Source organism: Paraoerskovia sediminicola (genome assembly GCF_030296575.1).
GTDB classification, from domain to species: Bacteria; Actinomycetota; Actinomycetes; order Actinomycetales; family Cellulomonadaceae; genus Paraoerskovia; species Paraoerskovia sediminicola.
Map to the genome: position 1 here is coordinate 1256608 of NZ_AP027729.1, position 24266 is coordinate 1280873.

The window sequence follows — 24266 nt, forward strand, 5'->3', positions numbered from 1 at the left end:
TCAGACCTTCTCGCTCTCGGGTTCCCCCGCCGTGACCGCGTGCGGGTGCTTGCGCTCGAGCTTCGCGCCCTCCACGTCGACGTCGGGCAGGATCTTGTCGAGCCACTTCGGGATCCACCACGCGCCGTCACCGACGAGGTGCATGAGCGCCGGGACGATGAGCATCCGCACGAGGAACGCGTCGACGAGCACGCCGAACGCGAGCGCGAACCCGATGGGCCGGATCATCGCGGAGTCCGAGAAGATGAACCCGCCGAACACCGAGATCATGATGATCGCGGCGGCCGTCACGACCGACCGGCCCGCGCGCAACCCCTGGGCGACGGCGACCCGCGCCGGTGCGCCGTGGGCGTAAGCCTCACGCATGCCGGAGCCGAGGAACAGCTGGTAGTCCATCGCGAGCCCGAACAGGATGCCGACGAGGATCGTGGGCAGGAAGTTCAGGACCGGTCCGGGGTTGTCCACACCGAAGACCGACGAGAGCCAGCCCCACTGGTAGATCGCCACGACCCCGCCGAGCGCGGCGAAGTAGCTGAGGATGAAGCCCAGCGTCGCGACGACCGGGACGAAGATCGAGCGGAACACGAGGATCAGGATGATCAGCGAGAGGCCGACGACGACGCTCAGGTAGAGCGGCAGGGCGTCCGAGAGCTTGTCGGAGATGTCGATGTTGCCGCTCGCCGCGCCGGCGACGCCGAGCTCGACGCCTCCGTCCAGCGGGGAGAGGTCGCGCAGCGTGTGCACGAGCTCCTCGGTCGACTCGCTGGTCGGGCCCTCGGCGGGCACGACCTGGAAGGCGAAGACCGTGCCGTCGTCCGACACCGCGGCCGGGGCGACCCCCACCACGTCGTCCTGGGCGGCGATCTGCTCACCGATCGCGACCTGCTGCGCGACGACATCGTCCTCCGCGACCGGGTCGGGGACGTCGGCGACGACCAGCAGCGGGCCGTTGACGCCCGCCCCGAACTCGTCGGCCACGGTCGTGTAGGCCTGGTATGCCGTCGAGTCGGGTGCCTCGGTCGAGCCGTCGGGGAGGTTGATCCGCAGGTCGAGCGACGGGATCGCGACCACCAGGAGCGCGGCGACGCCGAGCACGACGCGGCCGACTGCGGCCCACGTCGACATGGGCCGCACGGCCTTGTGGTGCGGCGCACCGGACTCGGTGCCCTCGGCGACGGGGTCGCCCGCGGCCTCGGCAGCGGCCGACGCCTCGGCGAGCGCCGCGACCCCGGCGCGCTCCTTGCGGCTGAGGATCCGCTCCCCGATGAGGGACAGCAGGGCGGGCGTGAGCGTCACGGCGACGAGCACCGCGATCAGGACGGAGAAGGCGCCGACGGACCCCATGAGCCCGAGGAACGGGATCCCCGTGATGTTCAGTGCGATCAGGGCGATGATCACGGTCGTCCCGGCGAACACGACGGCGTTGCCCGACGTCCCGTTCGCGAGCGCGATCGACTCGCGGACGGCGTACCCCTGCTTGAGCTGGTGGCGGTGCCGGTTGACGATGAAGAGCGCGTAGTCGATGCCGACGGCGAGCCCGAGCATGACGCCGAGCACCGGGGTCACGGACGACATGTCGACGACGCTCGAGAGCGACAGCGCACCCATCGCGCCGATCCCGACGCCGACGAGCGCGGTCACCAGCGGGAGCCCGGCGCCGATGAACGTCCCGAGCATGATGACGAGGACGATCGCGGCGACGACGAGGCCGATGACCTCACCCGGGCCGATGAGCTCGGGGACCTCCTGGGCGATGTCGGACCCGAAGTCGACCGAGACGCCGTCCACCGCTGCGATGCCCTCGGTGAAGGCGTCGATGACGGCGTCCTTGGTCTCCTGGGTGATGTCGAGCTGGGTGTCGGTGAAGAGCACCGTCGCGACCGCAGCGTCGCCGTCGTCCGAGACGGTCTGGATCCCGGAGGCGAGGTCGACGAGCGCGGCGCCCTGCTCGGTCTCCGCGGCGGCCGCGTCGAGCTCCTCGGCGCTCGAGTCGAGCGTGTCCTGCTGCTCGTCGAGGGCGTCGAGCCCCGCGTCGATCTGCGCCTGCTGCTCGTCGAGCTGCGGTGCGGCCGCCTCGGCCTGACCGGCGGCCTCGGCCTGCTCGCGCGCGGCGTCCAGCTGCTCCTGCCCGGCCTCGAGCTCGGCCCGCGCATCGTCGAGCTGGGCCTGTCCGTCCTCGATCTGCGCCCGGCCGTCCACGACCTGCTCCTGGCCGTCCGCGAGCTGCTGCTCCTGCTCGGCGCGCTGCTGCTGCGTGGTGAACGGGTCGACCGTGGCCTCGACCCCCTCGATGTCGGCCGCCTCGGTGACGACCTCGGAGATCGCGTCCTCCTGCTCCTGCGTGAACGCGGAGCCGTCGTCGGTGCTCAGCACCACGGTCCCGGTGCCTCCGGCGAGATCGGGCAGGTCGGTCGCGAGCTGGTCGGTGACCTCCTGCGTGGGGGTGCCGGGGATCGAGAAGGAGTCCTTCAGGGTGCCCGCGCCGACCGCGTACGCGGCGCCTGCGGCCACCAGGACCACGAGCCAGAGCGCGACGAACGTGCGTGCGTGCCCGGACGCGGTGCGTCCGAGCCGGTAGAGGAGCTCAGCCATGATGTCCTTCCGAGGACGTGGGGCGGGTGAAGACGACGTGCGGTCCAGCGATGAAGCGTTCGAGGAGGTCGTGCCAGACGGCCCGGGACTCGGGTCCGGCGGCCGCGTCGGTGGCCAGCAGCCAGCGGCGGTGCAGGACGACGAGACCCGCCGTCAGGGACGCCACCGCCACTTCGAGCTCCAGGCCTTCGACCCGCGGGTGACGGACTTCGAGGACCGCGAAGAGGTCGTGCCCGAAGTCGTCCACCACCTTGAGCAGGAGCATCGCCTGGTGGGTCGGGACGCCGTCGGCCATGCAGGTCGCCGAGAGCCCCAGCCCGCGGGACAGGGAGGCCATGGGCCCGACGACGTCGCTCCCGCGCAGGGCGCGGGCCAGGTCGGACTCCAGGTCGGCCCGGGCATCGCCGCTGCGTGGGGGTCCTGCGCCCCTAGCGTGTCGAGGACCGTCACGAAGGTGTCGGCACCCACGGCAGCCACGACGTCGTCGACCGACGCGAAGTGGTTGAACAGGGTGCGGCGCGCGACGTCGGCTCGTTCGGCGAGGGCGTCGACGGAGAAGTCGAGGCCGGCGCCCTCGTCCATGAGGGCCGCGGCGGCGTCGATGATCGCGCGGCGGGTACGGGCCTTCCCCGCGGCGCGCCGATCGACGCGCGCGCCCAACGGAGCAAGGGACCGGACCATGCGGATGACACTAGGTGCATCAATGCACTCAGTGCCACCAGATGGGTGTGACCTCGCCGACACGTGCCAGACTCTCGCCGTGCCGCAAAGCCTCGTCCGACTCACCGACTGGTCGCCCGACGACGTCGCCCGGGTCTTCGAGCGCGCTCGCACCGTGCGCGCGAGACCGGCGGAGAACCGAGCGCTCGCCGGCCGCTCCGTCGCACTGTTCTTCCCGTCCACGTCCGTCCGCACCCGCGTCACGTTCGAGCGCGCAGTCCACCTGGCCGGCGGCCAGCCGATCCTGTTCCCACCCGAGACGCTCGACAAGCCTGAGGACCTGGCCGACGTCGGCGCGTACCTGGCGCTGTGGGTCGACGCCGTCGTCGTGCGCCACCCGCGCATCGCCGTGCTGGACCGGCTCACGACCGCGGTCCCGGTCGTCAACGCCATGACGGACGTCAACCACCCGTGCGAAGTGCTGTCCGACCTCTTCGCGCTCTCGGTGCGGCGCGAGGACTGGCGCGCGCTGCGGTACGTGTTCGTCGGGGCGAACGAGAACATCGGCCGCGCGTGGTCGGAGGCTGCGCAGGTGCTCGGACTCGACCTGACCCAGTCGTGCCCACGGGGTCACGAGATCCCGGGCCTGCGGGTGGAGCCCGACCTCATCGCTGCCCTCCGCGACGCGGACGTGGTGCTGACGGACGCCGTCGGGCACCTCGACGGCGCCTTCGCGGACTACCGGATCACCCGTGAATCGCTGGCGGCGGCCGCCCCCGGCGTGCTGGTCAACCCCTGCCCGCCGTTCACCCGCGGGGCCGAGGTCACCGTCGAGGTGTTCGACTCCTCCGCGTTCGTCGGCCACGCCTTCAAGGAGCCGCTCGTCGCGGTACAGCGCGCGATCCTCGAGCTCGTCACCGCCCGGTAGCGGCCTACAGCGCTCCGTTGGCCGGGTGAAGCCGCACGAGTTGGAGAATCTCGCGCACCTGCGGCGCGCCCGCGACCTCATCGACCGCGACTTCGCGAGCCCGCTCGACGTCCCGACGATGGCCGCCCGCGCCCTCATTTCTCCTGCGCACTTCTCGCGGCAGTTCCGCGCGGCCTACGGCGAGACGCCCTACAGCTACCTGATGACCCGCCGCATCGAACGCGCGATGGCGCTGCTGCGCACCGGCACGAGCGTGACCGATGCGTGCATGGCAGTGGGCTGTACGTCGCTCGGTTCGTTCAGCGCCCGGTTCACGGAGGTCGCCGGCGAGACGCCGAGCGCCTACCGGGCGCGCGAGCACGCTGCCGTCGAGGCGATGCCCGCATGTATCGCGAAGGTCCGGACGCGACCCGTGCGCACGGGACCCGCTCGGACGAACTCACCTTCGAGGCCGTGCGCGCCTCGGGCGCCGAGGTCCTCCAGGAGCCGATGGACCAGGGCTGGGGGCCACGCGACTGCGCCTTCCGCGACCCGTCGGGCAACACGGTGCGGGTGGCGCAGCGGCAGTAGCCCTCAGGCGACGGCGATGCGCCGGTACTTGCTGGTCTCGCGGACGAGCTCGGCGTCCATGAACCGCTCGAGGAGCTCGGCCCGCAGGTCCGCGTACTCCGGGTCGTCGTAGAGGTTACGGATCTCGCCCGGATCCTCCTGGAGGTCGAACATCTCCCCCGCGTCACGACCCCGGTACAGCGTGATCTTGTACCGCTCGTCGACATAGGTCCGGATGTGGACCTTCGTCGGCTGATGCCGGTTCTCCACGAGCACGTGGTCACGCGCCCTGCCCTGGTCCCCCGCCCACACCGGCAGCTGGTTCACGCCCTGCATCGACTCCGGCACGTCGATCCCCGCCGCAGCCAGGAACGTCGGCGCGAGATCGATCAACGACAGCAGCGACGACGTGGTCGTGCCCGCCGGGATGCGTCCGGGGAAGCGGGCGATCATCGGGACCCGCAACAGGTCCTCGTAGTGGAACGCGCCCTTGGCGATCAGCCCGTGCTGACCCAGGAAGTGCCCGTGGTCGGTCGTGAAGACCACGATCGTGTCCTGCGCGACGCCCAGCGCGTCGAGCCGGTCGAGGATCTCCCCCACCGCCTGGTCGATGAACGAGATCATCCCGTAGTAGATCGCGATGTTCTTGCGCAGCAGGTCATCGTCGATCAGGTGCGACCCGAACCCGTGGTTGGAGTACGGGGTCTCCTGCCACGGCGAGTAGTCAGGGTTCTCCTCCTGCGTGAGCCGGTGCCAGATCGGCATGTTCGCCAGCTCCCCCGGACTCAACCGGCCCGGCTCCACGTCGGCCGGGTCGTACATCGACGCCCACGGCTCCGGCACCAGATACGGCGGGTGCGGGTCGTGGAAGCTCGCCCACGTGAAGAACGGCTTCCCCTCACCCACCGACTTCTCCAGGTCGGCGATCGTGCGCTCACGCACGAAGTTCGTGTAGTGGAACTCCTGCGGCAGGTCCCACGAGTGCTCGCGGGCCGACGCCGGATCCTCCGTCTGGAAGAAGTCGCGCCAGTTCTCCAGGCCCTTGGACTCCATCCACAACGCGTAGTGCTGCCCCACCCACTTCTCGTCCGCGTGGTTGCGCGCGAGCTCGATGTGGTCGAACCCGTAGTACGGCCCCGTGAAACCCCGCCAGAAATCGAGATCCTGCAGAGTCGGCGGCGCCTCCAGAGACGTCTGGTCCGGCTGCGAAGCCAACGGCTGGAAATGGGCCTTGCCGATCAACGAGGTCGCATACCCGTGCTCACCGAAGATCTGACCCAGGTTCTGGTGCTCCTCGTCGAGCTTCGTCCCGATCGTCCAGCACCCGTGCGTCGACGGGTACTGCCCCGTGATGATCGACGACCGCGACGGCGAGCACAACGGGTTCGGGCAGTACGCCCGATCCAGCTGCACACCCTCACCAGCAAGACGATCCAGGTTCGGCGTCTCGAGCACCGACGTCCGCGTACCGATCGCATCGAAGTGCTGCTGATCCGTCGTGATCAACAGAATGTTGGGGCGACTCGTCGGCACGTCGTGCGTCGAATCCCTGGTGGACATCACATTCCCCTTCGCATCGAGTTTTCTTCTCCAGTGAGGCTCTCGGCCGGTCGCAGGTACTCCACGCGGTACGCCAGCTCGTACGTCCCTGCACCGAGGCGGTACTGCGGCAGCACGTCCGGTCCGCACGACCCCGTGCCGACGCCGCGGTGCGCGGCGTCGAGGCAGACCACGAGGCGTTCGTCGTCGACGAGGTCGCTGTCGTTCACCGCGGCGAAGAGCGCGGCCGGCGTGTGGCGCGTCGCCGACCAGCAGAACGGGTCGCCCAGCGTCGTGAACCGGATGCGGTCGCCAGTCGAGGAGTCGACCAGCTCCACCTGTGTCGTCTCGGTGCGCAGCCCGAACTCCTGCGGCAGCAGGTACGGGGAGGCTTCGACGCCGGTCGTCCACGAGCCCACGGTCGCCGACCGCCGGCGGTCCGGATAGTTCTCGTGGGGTCCACGCCCGATCCAGCGGAGCTCGTCGAACCGCGGGTCCACTGTCAGCAGCACGCCCACGCGCGGCAGGTCGACAGCATCCTCGGGCACGTCGAACCGGTGCCGCACCTCCTGGCCCGCCGGCAGGTCCACGACCTCGGACGAGTACCCGACGATCTCCTCGGCAGGGCGGGTGTCGATCCCGGCGTCCCGCCACTGGATGAGCGTGGGTGAGCCCATCTCGCGCACCCGCACCAGGTCCTCGAGCAGCTTGAACCCGTCGTTGTCGGTCGCGGCACGCCAGACGTTCGGTCGGGCCTCGCCCAACGTCCCGGGTTCGAGCCCGCCCAGGTCACCGGCGTCCGACGACGCCCCGCCGGCCCGGAGCGGCGCGTCCCGGAGCGTGAGCTGGTCCCAGGCGACCGCCGACCCGGCAGGGGCGTGCCACGCGTCGGCGCGCGTGCGCCAGGTGACGGTCAGCAGGACCCGCCCGTCGCCGTCGGGCTGGAGCTCGGCGGCTGCGGGCGGGAGCGGGACGACGACGCTCTCCCCCGGCCCGACCTCCGCCACGTCGAGCGCACCCGAGCCGACCGGCACGCCGTCGACCACCAGCTCCCAGCCGGCCACGAGGTCGTCGAGGCCGGTGAAGAACCGGCGGTTCGTGACCTGCACGCCACCGTCGACCAGCGTGCTCACGACCGGGCGGTGCACCCAGGTGACCTCGGCCGCGGCAGGGTGCGGGACGACGTCGGCCGAGACGAGCCCGTCCGCGACGAAGTTCGCGTCGTGCGGGGTGTCGCCGAACTGACCGCCGTAGGCGAGGCGCGTCGAGCCGTCGTCGAGGCGCTGCCGCAGGCCGTGGTCCTTCCACTCCCAGATGAACCCGCCCTGGAGGCCGGGGGTGGTGGTGATGACGTCCCAGTAGTCGGCCAGGGAGCCGTTGCTGTTGCCCATCGCGTGCGAGTACTCGCACATGATCAGCGGGCGGTCCGCCTCACCGGCCGCGACCTGCTGCCCGTAGGCGTGGATCTCCGCGATCGCCGGGTACATCGGGCAGACGACGTCGCTGCCGTGGTGGCCGCCGTCCGCCCACCCGGAGAACCGGATCGCGTCCTCGTAGTGCACCGGCCGCGACCGGTCGGCCCGGCGAATCCAGCCGGCCAGCGCGTCGTGGTTGACGCCGTAGCCGCTCTCGTTGCCGAGGCTCCACTGGACGACGCAGGGGTGGTTGCGGTCGCGGGCCACCATCCGGGCGCCGCGCTCGAGCCAGGTCGCGCGGTACCGGGGGTCGCCGCAGACGTACCAGTTGTAGGCGTGCGACTCGATGTTGGCCTCGTCGACGACGTAGAACCCGAGCTCGTCGCAGAGGTCGTAGAACGCCGGGTCGTTCGGGTAGTGCGACGTGCGGATCGCGTTGATGTTCATGCGGCGCATGGCCACGAGGTCGGCGCGCATGTCGTCGACCGTCACGGTCGCGCCGGTGTCGGGGTGGTGGTCGTGGCGGTTGACGCCGAAGATCCACACACGCTTCCCGTTGACGAGGAAATCGGCCCCCTCGATCTCCACCCGGCGGAAGCCGACCCGAACCGCCGTCCGGTCGACGACGGCGCCGCTCGGGTCGAGGAGCTGAGCCTCGACCGTGTAGAGGGTCGGGCTCTCGGCCGACCAGGCCTCGACGTCCAGGTCGTCCCACCGCGTCTTGGCGATGTGACCCGAGAACGTGTAGGTCTTCGAGGCCAGGTGGGGCACGACGGCGTCCCGCGGCTCCGAAGCCGGGGTCCCGTCGGCCGCGACGAGCGTCGTGCGGACGCTGTACCCCTCGAGCGCGAGCCCGTGGTCACCGAAGTCGACGGTGGCGCGCACGTCGAGCGAACCCACACCAGTCTCGGGGTCGCGGTCGGCGCGGGCGTCGAGGTCGGCCAGCGACACCCGGGGGCGAGCCTCCACCCGCACGCTCCGGTGCAGGCCGGCGAGCCACCACCCGTCCTGGTCCTCGACGAAGCTGTGCGCGGAGTACCGGACGACGACGACGGCGAGCACGTTGGCCCCTGGCCGCGCGGCCTCGGTCACGTCGTACTCGCTGGCGAGGCGCGCGTCCGTCCCGTACCCGACGAACGTCCCGTTGAGGTAGACCCCGTGCACGCTGTCGGCGGCACCGATGTGGAGCACGATCCGCTCGTCCGCCCATCCGGACGGGACGTCGAACGTCGTGCGGTACACCCCGGCCGGATTGTGCTCGGGCAGCTGCGGCGGGGGCTCGGGGAACGGCATCTGGATGTTCGTGTAGTGCGGGCGGTCCCCGACGTCCTGGACGGGCCAGCTCCCCGGCACCGCGATCGACTGCCACTGCCCACCCGCCTCGTCGATCGCCACGGACTCCGCCGGGACGACGTCCGGGGAGTCGAACAGCCGGAACGACCACGTGCCGTCGAGGGACTGCGCCCGGTCACCGGTGGCACCCGGGCGGGCGCGCATCGGGAGCCGGTGCAGCGCGGTGACGGTCGGGTCCGCCCAGGGCCGCAGGTCGCCAAGGAGGGGAGCATGTATTGCCTCTCGTCGTCGTTTACCGGTAAACGGGGTGGAGCTCAGTCCCCGGCCCAGTCGTAGGTCGGCGCGCCCGGCACATCCACGGCCACGCGGTAGAGCAGTCCGTCGGCGGCGGAAGGCTCCGCGCCGCGATCCGCGGCCCCCACAGCGGCGGTCGTGATCAGCAGCTGGTCCAGGTCGTCGCCGACGAACGCGGCGGAGGTCACGTCGACCGCGGGGAGCGTGATCCGCGCGACCAGCCTGCCGTCCGGGGTGTACCGCCGCAGCTGCGAACCACCCCACATCGCCACCCAGAGCAGGCCCTCGGCATCGACGCAGAGCCCGTCCGGATACCCACCGTCGACGACGAACCCGGACGTCCAGGTCGGTACCGTCGGGCGGTAGTCCCAGACCGAGATCGACCGACGCATCGTGTCGACGTGGAACATCGATCGCCCGTCGGGGCTGAAGCCGATGCCGTTCGACAGGGTGAGCTTCTCGCGGATCGTCGTCACCTCCCCGCTCACGTCGACCCGGAGAAGGACCTCGCTCGAGCCCGACAGCACAGAGAGCGTCCCCGCGAGAAGCCGCCCCTGCGGGTCGCACGCCGCATCGTTGAGCCGGCGCCCGGTCGTGGCCGGGAACAGGTCATGCCACGTCGACGTCGACCCGTTTTCGGGCACACGCACGACCCGGGACTCCTCCCCGACCACGAGCCCACCCGCTGCGGCGCGCTGGACGAAGGGGGCCTTCCCGGGTGCGCGGTGCTCGATCGTCAGGTCGTCGAACGCAGGCCAGCGGGCGGACCAGACCTGACCGGCGTCGATGTCGACCCACAGGACCCGGCCGGTCCGGGAGTCCCAGACGGGACCCTCCCCGAGACTGTAGGGACGGGTGGCGAGCGGTGTCGCTTCGGCGCTACGCGTGCCGGGCACCGAGCCCCCGTCCACTTCCCAGCTGGCCCCGGTCACGAAGCTCGCGGCATCAGAGGCGATGAAGACCACGACCTCGGCGATCTCCGCCGGCTGCGCCACGCGGCGCAGGGCGTGCTGCGCCTCGACGCGGGCGAGCTCGCCCGGCCCTGCGGCCTCCATCTGCTCGGCGACCCGCTCGCTCAGCGTCCAGCCCGGGACGACGGTGTTGACGCGGATCCCCAGCTTGCCCACGTCGAGCGCGAGCGTCCGGGTCAGGCCGGCCAGGCCCGCCTTCGCCGCGCCGTAGGGAAAGGCACCCTCGGCGCTCTGGACCGCGTGCAGCGAACCCATGTTGACGATGCTTCCCCTGCCCGCGCGCTCCATCGCCGGCAGGACAGCGCGACTGGCGATCCACGGTGCCTTGAAGGCCAGCGCCATGAACCCGTCCCACTCGTCGCTGGTCATCGTGCGGGCGTCGAACTTCCCGTCCTTGTTCGCGTTGTTGACGAGGATGTCGACCTGACCGTCGACGGTCAGCACCTCGTCGACGAGCGCAGCCATCGCGTCCTCGTCGGTCACGTCCACGGCCCGGAACTCGACCTGCTCCCCCAGGCGCTCGGCGGTCGCCTCCCCCGCCGCTGCGTCGACGTCGAGGATCCACACCTTGCCACCCTCGCGGGCGCCGACCTCGGCGATCGCCGCCCCGATCCCGAGAGCACCGCCCGTGATGATGACGACCTTCCCGGACCAGCACCCGCCGTCCGACATCACTTGACCGCCAGGCTCTCGAGCCGGTCGAAGTCCAGGACGACGCCGTGCCCCGGGAGGTCCGGCGCCGTGACGTATCCGTCGGAGATGGTCATCGGGTTGGCCATGTACTCGTGCAGGCCGAACCCGTGCGCCTCCATGTACGTCCGGTGCGGGACCGCCGCGAGGGCGTGGACGGTGAGGTCGTGCACGCCGTGGGAGGTGAGCAGCATGTTGCTCGCCTCGGCGAGCGCCGCCACCTTGCGGAACGTGGTGTACCCACCGACGTTGCTCACGTCCGGCTCCGGGAGCGTCAGCGCACCGGCGCGGATGTGGTTCTGGAAGTCGTAGATCGTGTGGAGGTTCTCACCGCTGGCGATCGCGTGGCCGCTCTCGGCGACGATCCGGGCGTTGCCCTGGATGTCGTCGGGGATCGTCGGCTCCTCGATCCAGTTCAGGTCGAACGGCGCCAGGGCGCGCGCCGCGCGGATCGCTCCGTCGACCGTCCACCGCATGTTGGCGTCGACCATCAGCGTGAAGCCCTCGCCGAGGTGCTCCCGCATCGCCGCGACCCGGGCGACGTCCTCGCGGAGGTCGGACCGGCCGACCTTCATCTTGATCGCGCGGAAGCCCTCCTCGACGAACGTGTCGGCCTGCGCCTTGAGCTCGTCGAGGGGGAACTCGAGGTCGATCCCGCCGGCATACACGGGGACCTTCGGGTCGTACCCACCGAGGAGCTTCCACAGCGGGGTCTTCGCCCGCACGCCCTGCAGGTCCCACAGCGCGATGTCGATCGCCGAGATCGCGGACGTCGCGTGCCCACCGCGTCCCGCGTAGTGCAGGCGCCACCACATGGTCTCCCAGAGCTTCTCGATCTGGTCGGCGTCCGCACCGATCAGGCACCCGGCGAGATCCTTCTCGATCATCGTCGCGACGGCACCGCCGCCGTAGTTCACCGTGTAGGTGTACCCGACACCGGTGGCGCCGTCGCTGTCGGTGATCCGCACCGTGATGAGCTCGAAGTCCATCATCACGCCGTGCATCGAATCGGTCAGCTGGGTCTTGAGCGGTACGCGGTAGAGGTCCGTGCGCACCCGTTCGATCGTGGCCATCGTGTCTCTCTCTGAGTTGCCGGTCGGGTCAGCGCGGTCGCGGTGCAGGGAGGGCCGAGACGGTCGCCTCCGAGGTCTCGGGGCTCTGACCGCTGACGTAGAGCTCCTTCTGCCGCTCGTCGGCAGCGAAGCCCTGGATGTAGTTCCACGGACCGGTGACGTCGTGGCACAGCCCCCACCGGATGCCGTCGAGCGGAACCTCGGCGGGCCCGTCGAGCCGCAACGGGCCGACGGCGACCGGCGGCTTCTGGATGTACGCCTGGATCTCGAAGTTGAGTCCGTCGGGAGCGAACTGGAGGGTGTTGCGCTCGGGCCCGTCGGTCGTGAGCATGGCCGCGATCCCGCCGTCGTACCTCCAGACGCACGTCTCGTGCCCGCTGTTGGTCACCGGGTTCAGCGGGGACCGGACATAGGGGCCCTGAATGTCGTCCGCGATGGCGACGCCCCAGCGGGTGGTTCGACCGCCGGCCGCGAAACCCTCGCCCATCTGCTCGCCCTTGTAGTACAGGAAGAACTTGCCCTGGTAGGGCACGAGGATCGGGTCGTGGACCTTATGGCTGTCGAAGGAACCCTGCGAGACGACCGCGAGCCTGTTGTCGCCGCCCCCGAGCCACTCGCCGTCCTTCTGCGGTTCCAGGATCGGGGCCGCGGACTTCTCCCACGGACCGTCGGGACTCGACGCCTTGGCGATCGCGATCGACTCGAAGCTGCGCAGGAGATACGGCGAGGCGATGACCTGGTACACGAGGTAGAACGCCCCGTCATGCTCGAGGACCTCGGGCGTGAAGACGCTGCGGTCGTCGTAGCTGCCGTCCTCGCCCTTGCCCAGGGCGCGGCCCTGCTCCACCCAGGTGGCGCCGTCGGTCGACGTGGCGTGCCACACCTCGGACCAGTCCCACGGGAAGACCTTGGCCATCGGGTCGCCGGTGCCGAACCCGTCGGTGACACCCGTCGAGCGGGTGTACCAGACGTGGTAGACGCCGTCGACGGTGAGCACCGAGCTGGGGTCGCGGCGGTGCACGCCCTCCTCGGGCCCCAGCCCGTGGATCGGGAAGGTCCGGAAGTCGGTGAACCACTCGGGGTCGGTGGAGTACCGGCGCCCTCGGATCGTCGCCGCGCTCTCGGTGGGCTGCTGGTTGCCGGTCACTTGATCGCGCCTCCGATGCCGCCGATGGAGAAGAACCTGTTGAGAACTGCGAACACGATCACCGGCGGGAGCAGCATGATCACGGACATCGCCATGACCGGACCCCAGTCGGTGGCGTTCTGCTGGAAGAAGGACTGCAGCCCGATCGGCAGCGTGTAGTTGCTCTGGGTACGCAGGAACACCGTGGCCACCAGGTAGTCGTTCCAGGCGACGAGGAAGCTGAAGATCGCCGCCGAGAGGATCCCCGGGTAGGAGTTGCGGAGCACCACGCGGACGAATCCGCCCCAGATCGTCGCGCCGTCCACCCAGGCGGCCTCCTCGAGCTCGATCGGGATCGAGTCGTAGTAGCCGGCCATCATCCAGCAGGTGACCGCCATGCTTCCAGCGATGAAGATGATCGCGACGCCGGAGAGCGTGTCGGCGAGGCCGAGCGTCGCGAACACCACGAAGAGCGGGATCACGACGATGATCACCGGCAGGCTCTGCACGACGAACAGCGAGAGCGTGTAGCCGCGGATGAATCGACCGCGCAGGCGCGACATCGGATACCCGGCGAGTGCGCCGATGATGACCGCGAACACGGTCGTCCCCAGGGTCACGACGAGGCTGTTGCGCAGGTAGGTGAAGACCGGGGTCCTGGTGAAGATCTCCGTGAAGTTGTCGAAGCTCCACGTGTAGGTCCCCGCCGCCGTCTGCCCCGACCGGACGGACAGCATGAGGATCATGAAGATCGGCGCGAGGATCAGCAGGGTGAGCACGGTCATGACGACGGTCTTGGTCCACCGCTTCGCGCGCTCACGTCGAGCCTTGCGCGCTTGACGCTCGCTGTGCGCGATCACGGGACCGCCCGGACGGACCGGGGAGATGGGTGCTGCTGTGCTGGACATGTCAGCCTCCCTCAGTTGGCCATGGGCGCACGGTTGATGCGCCGGAAGAAGTAGATGGAGATCGCGATGAGCACCGCGGTGATGAGGAACGCGACCGCGACGCCGTAGCCGGTGCGGAAGTCCTGGAAGACCAGCCGGTACGCGAAGACCACTAGCGTCGACGTCGAGTTGACCGGGCCGCCTCCGGTGAGTAGGAAGACGGACGGGAAGTCGTTGATCGTGAAGATCGAAGCCAGCACCCAGGCGATGTAGATCGGCTTGGAGATGATCGGCAGGATCACGTGCCGCACCCGCTGCCAGCGGCTCGCGCCGTCCAGCCGGCTGGCTTCCTCGACGCTCGGATCCACGGCCTGCAGCGCCGAGTTCATCATCATCATCATGAACGGGAACGTTCCCCAGATCTTGAAGATGATGACGATCGCCATGGCCGTCCCGGCGTTGGCCAGGATCTGGACGTCGCCGAACCCGAGAGCCCGCAGGAGCGTCGGGATCGGGCTCGACGGCGTCGCCACCATGAAGTTCCAGCTCGTCGTACTGACGACGACCGGGACGACCCACGGAAGGAGGAGGAGGACCTTGAAGACGGACTTGCCGGGGAACGCCCTACGGAGCACAAGGGCGAACCCCATCCCGATGACCCACGCGACGAACACCGACACGACGGTGAACAGCAGCGTGAAGCGGGCCGCCTCCCAGAACGCCGGGTCCTGCAGAGCCGTCCTGTAGTTCTCGAGGCCGACGAACTCACCCGGACCGGTGATGCCGCCGTCCCGCACGGACTGCCCGACGGCGTAGAACAGCGGGTAGGCGTTCAGTGCGATCAGCAGGATGATCGACGGGAGCAGCATCGCCGCCATCGTCTTCTTGCGCCCCGGGTGCAGGGCCTCCGGATTGCGTTCCCGGCCGCCGGGCCGCTTCGCCTTCTTCGTCGTCGGCTCGCCCGACGTCATCACGTCCGACATGGACGCCTCCTTCTCGTGGGTCACGGGCGAAGCGAGGTCACATGACCTTTTCGATGCCTGCCTGGAGGGTCTCGAGGATCTCCTGGCCCGACTTCTGCCCCTGCGCGATCTCCTGGGCCCACTGCGTGATGGCCTGGCCGCCGTCGACGGCGTTGATCTCCGGGAACGGCTCGGACGCGAGCTGCGTGAGGGACTTGCCGACCGGCAGCCACTCCTCGGTCGCCTTCACCAGGTCGGGCACCTCCTGGACCTCGGGGAGGTCGAGGATGGACTGGCGCACGGGGATCTTGTTGAGCACGCCCTGCTTCCAGTAGTCGGCCATCGCGTCGAGGTAGTAGACGCAGAAGTCCTCGACCAGGCCGTTGTCCCAGTCCCCCGTGTACATCATGAGGTCCGACGTGTACGCCATGGTGCCCTTGGTCCCGTTCGGGCTCGTCAGCGGCGAACCCAGGACGATGTCGTCCTGGAGCGCAGGGTCGTCGAACGAGTTCTTGATGTCCGGCGGCAGGATCGACATCGCTGCGGCACCCGAGGAGATCTGGTCGTTGAGGTTCGCCGTCGAGTAGGACACGCTCCCCGGGTCCAGGATCCCGTCCTTGGCCATCTGGAGCAGGAACTCCATGGTCTCCAGGTTCGCGTCCGTCACGCACTCTGGCTCACCGGCGGCGTTGAACAGCCCGCCACCATTGTTGATCACCAGGGACAGGTAGGTCTGGTACGCGTTGCCGCCGGCACCGCCCGAGGCGATCAGCCCGTACACGCCGTTCTTCTTCAGGGCCTGGCCGGCCGCGAGGAACTCGTCCCAGGTGGTGGGCTCGTCGACACCGGCCGCCTCGAGAAGCGACTTGCGGTAGAAGAACAGGCGCGAGTCGACGTTCCACGGCACCGCCGTGTACGTGCCCTGGTACTGGAAGGCGTCGATCGTGCCGGGGAGGAAGTCGTCGAGCGCACCGCTGGACTTGAGCTTGTCGATCACGCCGTCCGCCGGGTGGATCGCGTCCTGCACGTAGTACTGCAGCGACTGGAACGCTCCACCGGTGGAGATCGCCGGCCCGGTGCCCGCAGCGATGGCCGAGCTGAACGTCTGCAGCCAGCCGTCCCAGGAGATCGACTGGTACTCCGCGGTCCCTCCCGTGAAGCCCTTCGAGATGTCCTGACCCGCGGCCAGGTAGTCCGGCCCGGGCGAACCCCACGGCATGTCCCAGAAGGCGAAGGAGCCCCCGCCCGAACCGCCGGAGCCGCTCGAACCCGACGAGCCGCCCGAGCACGCTGCCAGGAACGCAGCGCCGGCGACACCCAACGACCCACCCAAGAAACCACGGCGAGAGATTCCCGCAGGAACAACCAACTTAGACATCACAGTCCCCTTCGAAGCGACATTGCATCCAGCAAGGCGTCGGAACACCATCGATGGTGAACCGGTTTTCCACACGCTAGAACGACTTCGCACAATTGGCAACCCCTAGTCCGCCCGAAGCCGACCCGGTTCGGTCACGATTGCACAACGGCGCCGGCGGCATGGTGGCAGACCAGCGAGCTCGAGGTCGAGATTGGTGCCCGCGGGGGCATTGCCATCCGGCGCACGCGCGCTATCGTGTTGGTAAACCGGTTATCCGAAGCGCGAACGCTCCGGCCCACAACGCCGTGACCGGCGGAACGGAGACACCCTCGTGACCAGCACCGCCCTCTTTGCTGGCGACGGACTGCTCGGCTCGACACCTGCGAACTTCGTCGCGGGCACGTTCGACCCCGACACCTCGTACGGCACCACCGACGTCGTCAACCCCTCGGACGGAACCGTCGTCGCCACGGTCCCGCACGCCTCGCCCGAGGTCGTGGACCGCGCGGTCCAGGCGGCAGCCACGGCCCAGAAGGCCTGGGAGAAGCGCAGCCATCTCGACCGCGCCGCGGTGCTCGAGGCCGTCCGGGTCTCCCTCGGCGACCACGCGGAGGAGCTCGCCCGGATCCTCGCCGTCGAACAGGGCAAGCCGTTGGCGGATGCCCTCGGAGAGGTCGGAGGGGCGCAGAACTTCTTCGACTTCGCGATCAGCCAGAAGTATCGGGCGGTCGGCGAGATGGTCGCGACGGACCCGGGTCACAGCCTCCAGGTGCGGGAGACGCCCATCGGCGTCGTCGCCGCGATCCTGCCCTGGAACTTCCCCGTCGCGATCTTCGCGCGCAAGGTCGCGCCGGCCCTCATGGCCGGGAACGCGATCGTCGTGAAGCCGTCCGGCCTCACCCCGGTGTCAGCGCTCGCCCTCGCCCGCCTCCTCCAGGAGGCAGGCGTGCCCGACGGACTCGTCAGCGTCCTGTGCGGCAACGGTCGGGACACCGGGAACGCCCTGATCACGCACAAGGACGTCGGCATGGTGACCATGACGGGATCCACGCGGGGCGGACGCGAGATCATCAAGGCCACCGCCGACAAGATCATCCCCGTCTCCCTCGAGCTCGGCGGCAAGGCGCCGTTCATCATCTTCGAGGACGCCGACCTCGACCTCGCCGTGCAGGATGCGGCAGACGCTCGGCTCTGGAACTCCGGCCAGGTCTGCACCTGCAACGAGGTCACCTACGTCCACGAGAGCCTGCACGACGAGTTCGTCCGACGGGTCGCCGAGCGGTTCGCTGCCGTCACCCCCACGAACCCCCTGACCCCGGGCTGCACCATGGGCCCCCTGGTCGCGGAGCGCGAGCGCGTGAAGGTCCAGTCGATGCTCGACGACGCGGTCGCTGCGGGCGCGGTCGTCGAGACCGGCGGCGGCCGGCCCGAGGGCGCGGACTACGCGGACGGCGCCTGGTTGGCCCCGACGCTGCTCTCCGGCGTGACGAGCGACATGGACATCGCCCGCGAGGAGATCTTCGGGCCCGTGCTCCCCGTGGTTCCCTTCGCCACGGAGGACGAGGTCGTAGCCGCCGCGAACTCCACGGACGTCGGGCTCACCGCCTACGTCTACACCAAGGACCTCGCCCGCTCGATGCGACTCATGGATGAGCTGGAGTTCGGCGAGGTCTACGTCAACCAGGTCGGCCCGGAGAAGCCGCAAGGATTCCACACCGGGTGGAAGACGTCGGGGCTCGGGGGCGACGACGGCGCACACGGCTACGACAAGTACCTGCGCCGCAAGACGACCTACGTCCGCTACGCCCGTTGAGCGCCGCAGACCGGACCTGGGAGTCCTTCACACCGTCCACCGGCAGCACGTCGACACCGCGCGCGCACCTGCGCACCGACGCGCGCACCCTCGACCTCGACGGCGCGTGGGGGTTTCGTCTCTCGCCGCGAGCCGACGCCCCCACCGAGTTCGTCGACCCCGCGTTCGATACGACCGCGTGGGACACCGTCCAGGTGCCGCACCACTGGGTCCTCGACGCCGACGGTCGGTACGGGACGCCGATCTACACGAACATCCAGCTGCCGATCCCGCTGGATCCGCCGTTCGTCCCGGACGAGAACCCGACGGGCGACTACCGCACCACGTTCACTCTTGGCGGATGGGACGCCGAACGCACCCTGCTGCGGTTCGACGGGGTGGAGTCGCACCTGACGGTGTGGGTCAACGGGGAACGTGTCGGCACGAGCACCGGCAGTCGTCTCGTTCGCGAGTTCGACGTCGGCCCGCTCCTGCACGACGGCGAGAACACCCTCGCCGTGCGGGTGTGCCAATGGTCGGCGGGGACGTATCTCGAAGACCAGGATCAGTGGTGGCTCCCCGGGATCTTCCGGTCCGTCGCGCTCATCGCGCGGCCCGTCGGGGCCGTCGACGACGTCTGGGTCCGGGCCGGGTACGACCACCTGACCGGCGAGGGCCGGCTCGAGATCGAGGTGGAGGCGGCGCCCGAGGCGTTCCCCGTCGTCGTCCGCCTCCCCGAGCTGGATCGCGAGGTGACGGTCGAGCGGGCAGGGATCACGGTGTCGGCCGTGCCCGACGTCGAGCCCTGGTCCGCCGAGCAGCCACGGCTCTACGCCGTCGAGGTGCAGAGCACCGGCGAACGACTGTCGCTGCGCACGGGCTTCCGCACGGTGTCCATCGAGGGTGATCGGCTGCTCGTCAACGGCACCCCGGTCACGTTCCGCGGGGTCAACCGGCACGAGTACCACCCGGACCAGGGCCGCGTCGTCGATCTCGACGCCGTCCGCACCGACCTGCTGCTCATGAAGCGCAGCAACATCGACGCGGTGCGCACCAGCCACTACCCGCCGCACCCGCAGATCCTGGACCTCTTCGACGAGCTCGGGTTCTGGGTGATCGACGAGTGCGACCTCGAGACGCACGCCTTCTTCTTCGTCGACTGGGTCGGCAACCCGAGCGACGATCCGCGCTGGCGCGACGCGTACCTCGACCGCATCGAGCGGACCGTCGAGCGGGACAAGAACCATCCCTCCGTCATCCTCTGGTCCCTCGGCAACGAGTCCGGGACCGGCCAGAACCTCGCCGCGATGGCCGCGTGGGTCCGAGAGCGGGACCCGGGCCGCCCGGTCCACTACGAGGGCGACTACACCTGCGCCTACACGGACGTGTACTCGCGGATGTACCCGACCCCCGTCGAGCTCGACATCATCGGGGCCGAGGAGGGCGAGATCTTCGCGTGCAGCCCGGCCGAGGCGGCGCGCGTGCGGTCCAAGCCGATGCTCCTGTGCGAGTACGGCGCGGCGCTCGGCACCGGCCCTGGCGGGCTCACCGACTATGACGAGCGCTTCTCCGCGCACGGCCGGATCCACGGCGGCTTCATCTGGGAGTGGCGAGACCACGGTCTGCGCAGCACTGCCCCGGACGGGTCCTCCTACTTCGCGTACGGCGGCGACTTCGGGGAGGCCGTCCACGACGGCAACTTCGTGATGGACGGCCTCGTGCTGTCCGACGGCGCACCCACGGCAGGGCTCGCGGAGTTCGCCGCGGTCAGCGCGCCCCTTCGCGTCCTGGTGCCCGGCTCGAGCGACGCCGGCCACGTCGTCGTGGAGAACCGCTCGCACAGCTCCACGTCGGACGAGTTCGCGCTCCATGTCGCGGTCGCGGGACCGGAGGGCGAGATGCACGCCGAGTCCGTCGCCCTGCCCACTATCTCGCCGGGTGCCACCGCGACTGTCGAGGTGCCGGACGCCGTCGGGCACCTTCTCGATGAGGCGAGTCGCCGGGGTGACGACGCCTGGGCGACCTGGACGGTGGCCCGGCGGGAGGCGAGCGCCTGGGCTCCGGCCGGCCACGTCGTGTCGCGGACGCAGGTCGTGACTCCACAGGCCGCGCCCGGTACCGCCACCCGCCGTCGTCCCGCGGTGACGTCGCGAGCGGCAGCGCCGTCGTCCGAGGCTCTGACGTTCGACGACGCGGTCTTCGATGCCCGGACCGGGCGGCTGGAATCCCTGTTCGGGCTCCCGGTCGACGGGCCTGAGCTCGAGCTCTGGCGTGCGCCCACCGACAACGACGTGGGCCAGGGCGCCGGGTCCTTCGAGCTCGGTTACCCGGAGTCCACGCGCGGGTTCGGCGCACCGGGGCCGTCCGCGGCGGAGCGCTGGCGCAAGCGCGGGCTGCACCGGCTGCGGCGGCGCGTGGAGTCGGTCTCGGCCGACGGTGACTCGGTGCTGGTCAGAGTCACCGTCGCTGCCGCGGACAAGGCGCCGACGCTCGCCGTGACCCACCGGTGGACCGGGCTCGGTCGCACGGACGGCGGCGGCCCGATCACCCTGCGCACCGAGGTGTCGCCCTCACGCGGCTGGGACTGCACGTGGCCCAGGGTCGGCGTGCACCTCGCACTGCCCTCCGGCCTGGAGGACGTCTCGTGGGTGGGCGCGGGGCCCGGTGAGTCCTACCCCGACCTCGCCGAGGGTGCGTGGATCGGTCACCACTCCGCCCACCTCGACGCTCTCGTGACGCCGCACGCCAGGCCGCAGGAATCGGGACACCGGTCCGACGTCCGATCGCTCGATCTGCGTGACGGGGCCGGCTCGGGGCTGCGGATCCGCACCGTGCCGGGACCCGGTGGGCACCGCGCGGGCTTCACGTACTCGCGGCACTCGGTCCACGAGACCACGGCCGCCGAGCACCCGTACGAGCTGCCCGAGTCCCGGGTCAACCACCTCTATCTGGACGACGCGGTGCACGGGGTGGGTTCGCGCGCCTGCGGGATCGACCCGCAGCCGCGGCATGCGTTGTGGCCGGGGGCGCGCTCGTTCAGGGTGACGTTCGAGGCGCTCGACGCGTAGCGAGGGCACAGGGAGACGCGGCACGGCAGCGAAAGGTGTCAGATACGATCGCTGCCGTGCCGAACACCCCTACGCCGGCGGGCGACGAGACCGTCCTGGACTTCGTCGTCCGCGAGCTCGAGGACGTCCTCGTCGCGGCAGCTCCCGGCACCCGGTTGGCGGCGGAGGCCGACCTCGCCGAGAGGCTCGGCGTCAGTCGCCTCACCGTCCGCGAGGGGCTCAAGGTCCTCGCGGGGCGAGGCCTCGTCGACCTCAGCCGCGGGAAGCGGCCCACCGTGCGCACCCCCGACAGCTCGGTGATCGCCCGCGACCTCAGCTTCGCGATACGCCGCGACGCCCGCGCCGAGCACGAGCTCCTCGCCGTCCGACGATCGCTCGAGGTGCTCTCCGCCGGCGAAGCGGCACGGAACGCGAGCCGAGCGGGCACCGCAGCCGTGGAAGCCGCGATCTCGACGATGGAAGCCGTGGCCGCTGACTTCGACGGCTCCCCCGAGGCCGTGCGCGCCTACAACGACGCCGACCTCGGGTTCCACGAGGCCCTCGCGCTGGCGAGCGGGAACCGCATGCTGGCGCACCTGATCGAGGGGCTCTCGGAGTCACTCCGCCAGAGCTTCGACCGCAGCATCGCCGGATTCCTCGCACAGGGGCGCGACCTCCGCGAGGGCGCACGCGAGCACCGCGCAGTGTTCGAGTGCGTCCGTCGCGGCGACGCCCACGCCGCCGAGACGGCGATGCGCGCGCACCTCCGGGCCACCGAGAGAGACCTCGACGCGGCGCCGTGAGGCGTGGTGCCGGCGCGGACCTGGCGATGGCCGGCGCAGGCAGGACGCTGACCGCTACGCCGTGCCGCCGAGCACCGACGCCCCCGCGAACGGCAGCCCGTCGATCGCCTCGATCTCGAGGAGCCGGTTCCACTTGGCGGTGCGCTCGCTGCGCATCGTCGACCCCACCTTGATCTGACCGGCACCCCACCCGACGGCGAGGTCAGAGAGCCAGGTGTCCTCGGTGTCGCCCGACCTGGCGCTGACGACGGTCGCGAAGCCCGCGTCCTGGGCCCGGGCGAGCACGCGGCCCGCGCGCGAGACGCTGCCGGCCTGGTTGACCTTGACCAGCACCGCGTTGGCCGCCGACTCGGAGACGCCCCGGTCGACACGGTCGAGGTTCGTCGCGAACAGGTCGTCACCCAGCATCTGGGTCGCCGGCATCCGCCGGGTCGCAGCCGAGGACCCACGCCAGTCGTCCTCCCCGACCACGTCCTCGATCGAGACGAGCGGGTACCTCTCGGTCCAACCGACGACGACGTCGAGCCACTCGTCGACGCTGAGCCGGTCGCCCTGCCCGGCGAGCACGATGTCGTCCCCGTCCACGAGCTGGCTCGCGGCGACATCGATGGCGATGGACATGGCGTCGGGCGCGAAGCCCGCGCGCTCGATCCCCTCCGCCAGGAGCTCGAGCGCGGCCTCGTTGCTCCCGAGCCTCGCCGAGAGCCCACCTTCGTCGGCCACCAGCGCAGACCAGCCACCGCGGTCGTCGAGCAGCCGGGCGCAGTGTGCGCGGACGTCCGACACCTGCTCGAGCGCCTGTGCGAAAGACTGCGCGCCGAGCGGCACGACCAGGAAGTCCTGGATGTCGACGGCGCGGCCCGCGTGCGCCCCGCCCGAGAAGATGTTGATCATCGGCATCGGGATCGTGGCGCGCCTCGCGCCGGCGTCCCCACCTGCCGGGTCGCCGAGCGTCGACCACAGGGGCCGGTTCTCCGCGGCGCCGTGCGCCACGGTCGTGGCCAGCGAGACCGCGAGCGCCGCGTTCGCCCCGAGCCTGCTCAGGTTCGGCTCGCCGTCGTGCTCCTCGACGGCTGCGTCGATCTCTGCACGGTCGGAGGCGCGCATGCCTCGGATCAGCGGTGCGTACTCGTCGTTGACGGCTGCCACGGCGCTGCGCACGCCCCACCCGCCGTAGCGGGTGCCGCCGTCGCGAGCCTCGTGGGCCTCGTGGCGGCCGGTCGATGCACCGGACGGGACGACGGTCCGGCCGTGCGCCCCGTTCTCGAGCTCGACCCGGCAGGCGACCGTGGGGCGGCCGCGCGAGTCGAGGGCCTCCCACGCCACGGTCCGGTCGATACGGTCGGTCGTCATCAGGAAGTCCTCCAGAGTCGGTCCCACAGGTCGCCGGTAGACGTCACCGGCGTGGTCAACAGGTCGATGGCGGTACGTCGGGTCAGGTCCCGCGCCGCGGCATCGAGGTACTCGGCGGGCGACTTGCCGTCGACCCGGGCGAGCAGGAGCGCACCGACATGAGCACCCAGCGCGGGCGCGTCCACGGGGCCGGTGCGCGCCGTGTAGGCGGCGGCGAACGCGCTCGCCGTGCGGCGAAGGGCTGCGGTACCCGCCGGGCGGTGCACGCCCTTGAGGTGCAGGTGCGTCAGCAGGAACGCCGGGTCGAACAGGGGATCGCCCAGGTGCGCGACCTCGAGGTCGAGGACCCACGCGGAGTTCGGCCCGCCCGCCTCGAGGGGGCCGACGAGAACGTTCTTGGGCGAGAGGTCTCCGTGGACGAGCACCTCGCGTGTGTCGGCCATGCGCTGGACGACGGCGTCCACCGCGTCCCGCACCTCAGGGTTCCGTCGGGCAGCGGTGCGGTGGTACGGGTCGACGCGCAAAGAGATGAAGGTGGCCGTGTCGTCGCACAGGTCCTGCGGCAGGCGGGCGCCTCCACGAGTGCCCTCCTGCCACGCACCCAGTGCGTCGCCCAGCACCGCGCCGACGGACTCGTCGACACGACCGGCCATCAGCTCGGCCTTCCAGTCGACCCATCCTCGGGGTGCGCCGGCGATGGTCATCGTCATGTCGTCGGTGTCGAGGTCGAGCACCTCCGGGACGACGGCCGGCGTCAGCTCGCGGGCGACCCGCAACCCCTGGGCCTCGCGCACGATCCGCTCACGGGGCGCCAACCACTCCTCGGCCACCGCGAGCCGCTCCCTCGACTGCTTGAGCACGACCCGCCGGTCGCCGTCCTGGATCGCCAGGACGACGTTGCTCACGCCCCCACCGAGAAGCTCTGCCGTGGC

The 24266-nt window shown here is 70.4% G+C and carries 16 protein-coding genes and 3 pseudogenes; 6 read left to right on the forward strand and 13 right to left on the reverse strand.

Annotated features, from left to right (window positions below):
* The 3 genes and pseudogenes from QUE47_RS05985 to QUE47_RS16660 all read right to left on the reverse strand — a co-directional run.
* Window positions 1–2592, reverse strand: coding sequence for an MMPL family transporter (locus tag QUE47_RS05985; RefSeq protein WP_286219001.1), 2592 nt, complete (start codon window positions 2590–2592; stop codon window positions 1–3).
* On the reverse strand, window positions 2585–2929 hold the full coding sequence (locus QUE47_RS05990; protein ID WP_286219002.1) for a hypothetical protein: 345 nt from the start codon (window positions 2927–2929) through the stop codon (window positions 2585–2587). Before QUE47_RS05990 ends, QUE47_RS05985 begins: the two co-directional genes overlap by 8 nt.
* Before the next feature lie 188 nt (window positions 2930–3117).
* Window positions 3118–3273 (reverse strand): annotated as a pseudogene (locus QUE47_RS16660) (hypothetical protein); the annotation flags it as partial.
* A 79-nt stretch (window positions 3274–3352) separates the two neighbouring features.
* Here QUE47_RS16660 and QUE47_RS05995 point away from each other — a divergent pair.
* The 3 genes and pseudogenes from QUE47_RS05995 to QUE47_RS06005 all read left to right on the forward strand — a co-directional run.
* A complete protein-coding gene (locus QUE47_RS05995) occupies window positions 3353–4180 on the forward strand; it encodes an ornithine carbamoyltransferase (RefSeq protein ID WP_286219003.1) in 828 nt (275 codons plus the stop codon).
* Between the two features lie 25 nt (window positions 4181–4205).
* A pseudogene (locus QUE47_RS06000) lies at window positions 4206–4604 on the forward strand (helix-turn-helix transcriptional regulator); the annotation flags it as partial.
* Between the two features lie 11 nt (window positions 4605–4615).
* A pseudogene (locus QUE47_RS06005) lies at window positions 4616–4750 on the forward strand (VOC family protein); the annotation flags it as partial.
* 3 nt (window positions 4751–4753) lie between these two features.
* Here QUE47_RS06005 and QUE47_RS06010 read toward each other — a convergent pair.
* From QUE47_RS06010 to QUE47_RS06045, 8 genes are all read right to left on the reverse strand, one after another.
* Window positions 4754–6289 (reverse strand): sulfatase family protein, encoded by a 1536-nt coding sequence (locus QUE47_RS06010; RefSeq protein ID WP_286219004.1) that lies wholly within the window; start codon window positions 6287–6289, stop codon window positions 4754–4756.
* Complete coding sequence (locus QUE47_RS06015) at window positions 6289–9180, reverse strand: glycoside hydrolase family 2 TIM barrel-domain containing protein (protein ID WP_286219005.1); 2892 nt, start codon at window positions 9178–9180, stop codon at window positions 6289–6291. Before QUE47_RS06015 ends, QUE47_RS06010 begins: the two co-directional genes overlap by 1 nt.
* Window positions 9181–9290: 110 nt before the next feature.
* Entirely contained in the window at window positions 9291–10913 is a 1623-nt protein-coding gene (locus QUE47_RS06020) for an SDR family oxidoreductase (RefSeq protein WP_286219006.1), read from the reverse strand.
* Window positions 10913–12004 carry a 3,6-anhydro-alpha-L-galactonate cycloisomerase gene (locus tag QUE47_RS06025; protein WP_286219007.1) on the reverse strand — a complete coding sequence of 364 codons (1092 nt, stop codon included), beginning with the start codon at window positions 12002–12004 and terminating at the stop codon, window positions 10913–10915. Before QUE47_RS06025 ends, QUE47_RS06020 begins: the two co-directional genes overlap by 1 nt.
* Window positions 12005–12032: 28 nt before the next feature.
* On the reverse strand, window positions 12033–13151 hold the full coding sequence (locus tag QUE47_RS06030) for a glycoside hydrolase family 117 protein (RefSeq protein WP_286219008.1): 1119 nt from the start codon (window positions 13149–13151) through the stop codon (window positions 12033–12035).
* Complete coding sequence (locus QUE47_RS06035; RefSeq protein ID WP_286219009.1) at window positions 13148–14038, reverse strand: carbohydrate ABC transporter permease; 891 nt, start codon at window positions 14036–14038, stop codon at window positions 13148–13150. The genes QUE47_RS06030 and QUE47_RS06035 overlap by 4 nt, the downstream gene beginning before the upstream one ends.
* An 11-nt stretch (window positions 14039–14049) precedes the next feature.
* Window positions 14050–15024: a carbohydrate ABC transporter permease gene (locus QUE47_RS06040; protein ID WP_286219010.1), complete on the reverse strand. Its 975-nt coding sequence runs from the start codon at window positions 15022–15024 to the stop codon at window positions 14050–14052.
* Window positions 15025–15037: 13 nt separating this feature from the next.
* Window positions 15038–16300 (reverse strand): ABC transporter substrate-binding protein, encoded by a 1263-nt coding sequence (locus QUE47_RS06045; RefSeq protein ID WP_286219011.1) that lies wholly within the window; start codon window positions 16298–16300, stop codon window positions 15038–15040.
* Window positions 16301–16670: 370 nt separating this feature from the next.
* Here QUE47_RS06045 and QUE47_RS06050 point away from each other — a divergent pair, with 370 nt between their 5' ends.
* Genes QUE47_RS06050 through QUE47_RS06060 form a run of 3 tightly spaced genes read left to right on the forward strand, consistent with a single transcriptional unit; the run spans window position 16671 to window position 21981 of the window.
* Entirely contained in the window at window positions 16671–18152 is a 1482-nt protein-coding gene (locus tag QUE47_RS06050) for a 3,6-anhydro-alpha-L-galactose dehydrogenase (RefSeq protein WP_286219012.1), read from the forward strand.
* The gene (locus tag QUE47_RS06055) at window positions 18149–21199 is read left to right on the forward strand and encodes a glycoside hydrolase family 2 TIM barrel-domain containing protein (RefSeq protein WP_286219013.1); all 3051 of its coding nucleotides are present in this window, start codon (window positions 18149–18151) and stop codon (window positions 21197–21199) included. The genes QUE47_RS06050 and QUE47_RS06055 overlap by 4 nt, the downstream gene beginning before the upstream one ends.
* A gap of 56 nt (window positions 21200–21255) precedes the next feature.
* Window positions 21256–21981, forward strand: coding sequence for a FadR/GntR family transcriptional regulator (locus QUE47_RS06060; RefSeq protein ID WP_286219014.1), 726 nt, complete (start codon window positions 21256–21258; stop codon window positions 21979–21981).
* Window positions 21982–22035: 54 nt separating this feature from the next.
* On the opposite strand, the gene eno is transcribed toward QUE47_RS06060, so the two are convergent.
* A complete protein-coding gene (eno, locus tag QUE47_RS06065; protein WP_286219015.1) occupies window positions 22036–23334 on the reverse strand; it encodes a phosphopyruvate hydratase in 1299 nt (432 codons plus the stop codon).
* Window positions 23334–24239: a phosphotransferase family protein gene (locus tag QUE47_RS06070; RefSeq protein ID WP_286219016.1), complete on the reverse strand. Its 906-nt coding sequence runs from the start codon at window positions 24237–24239 to the stop codon at window positions 23334–23336. The genes eno and QUE47_RS06070 overlap by 1 nt, the downstream gene beginning before the upstream one ends.
* Window positions 24240–24266: the final 27 nt, after the last annotated feature.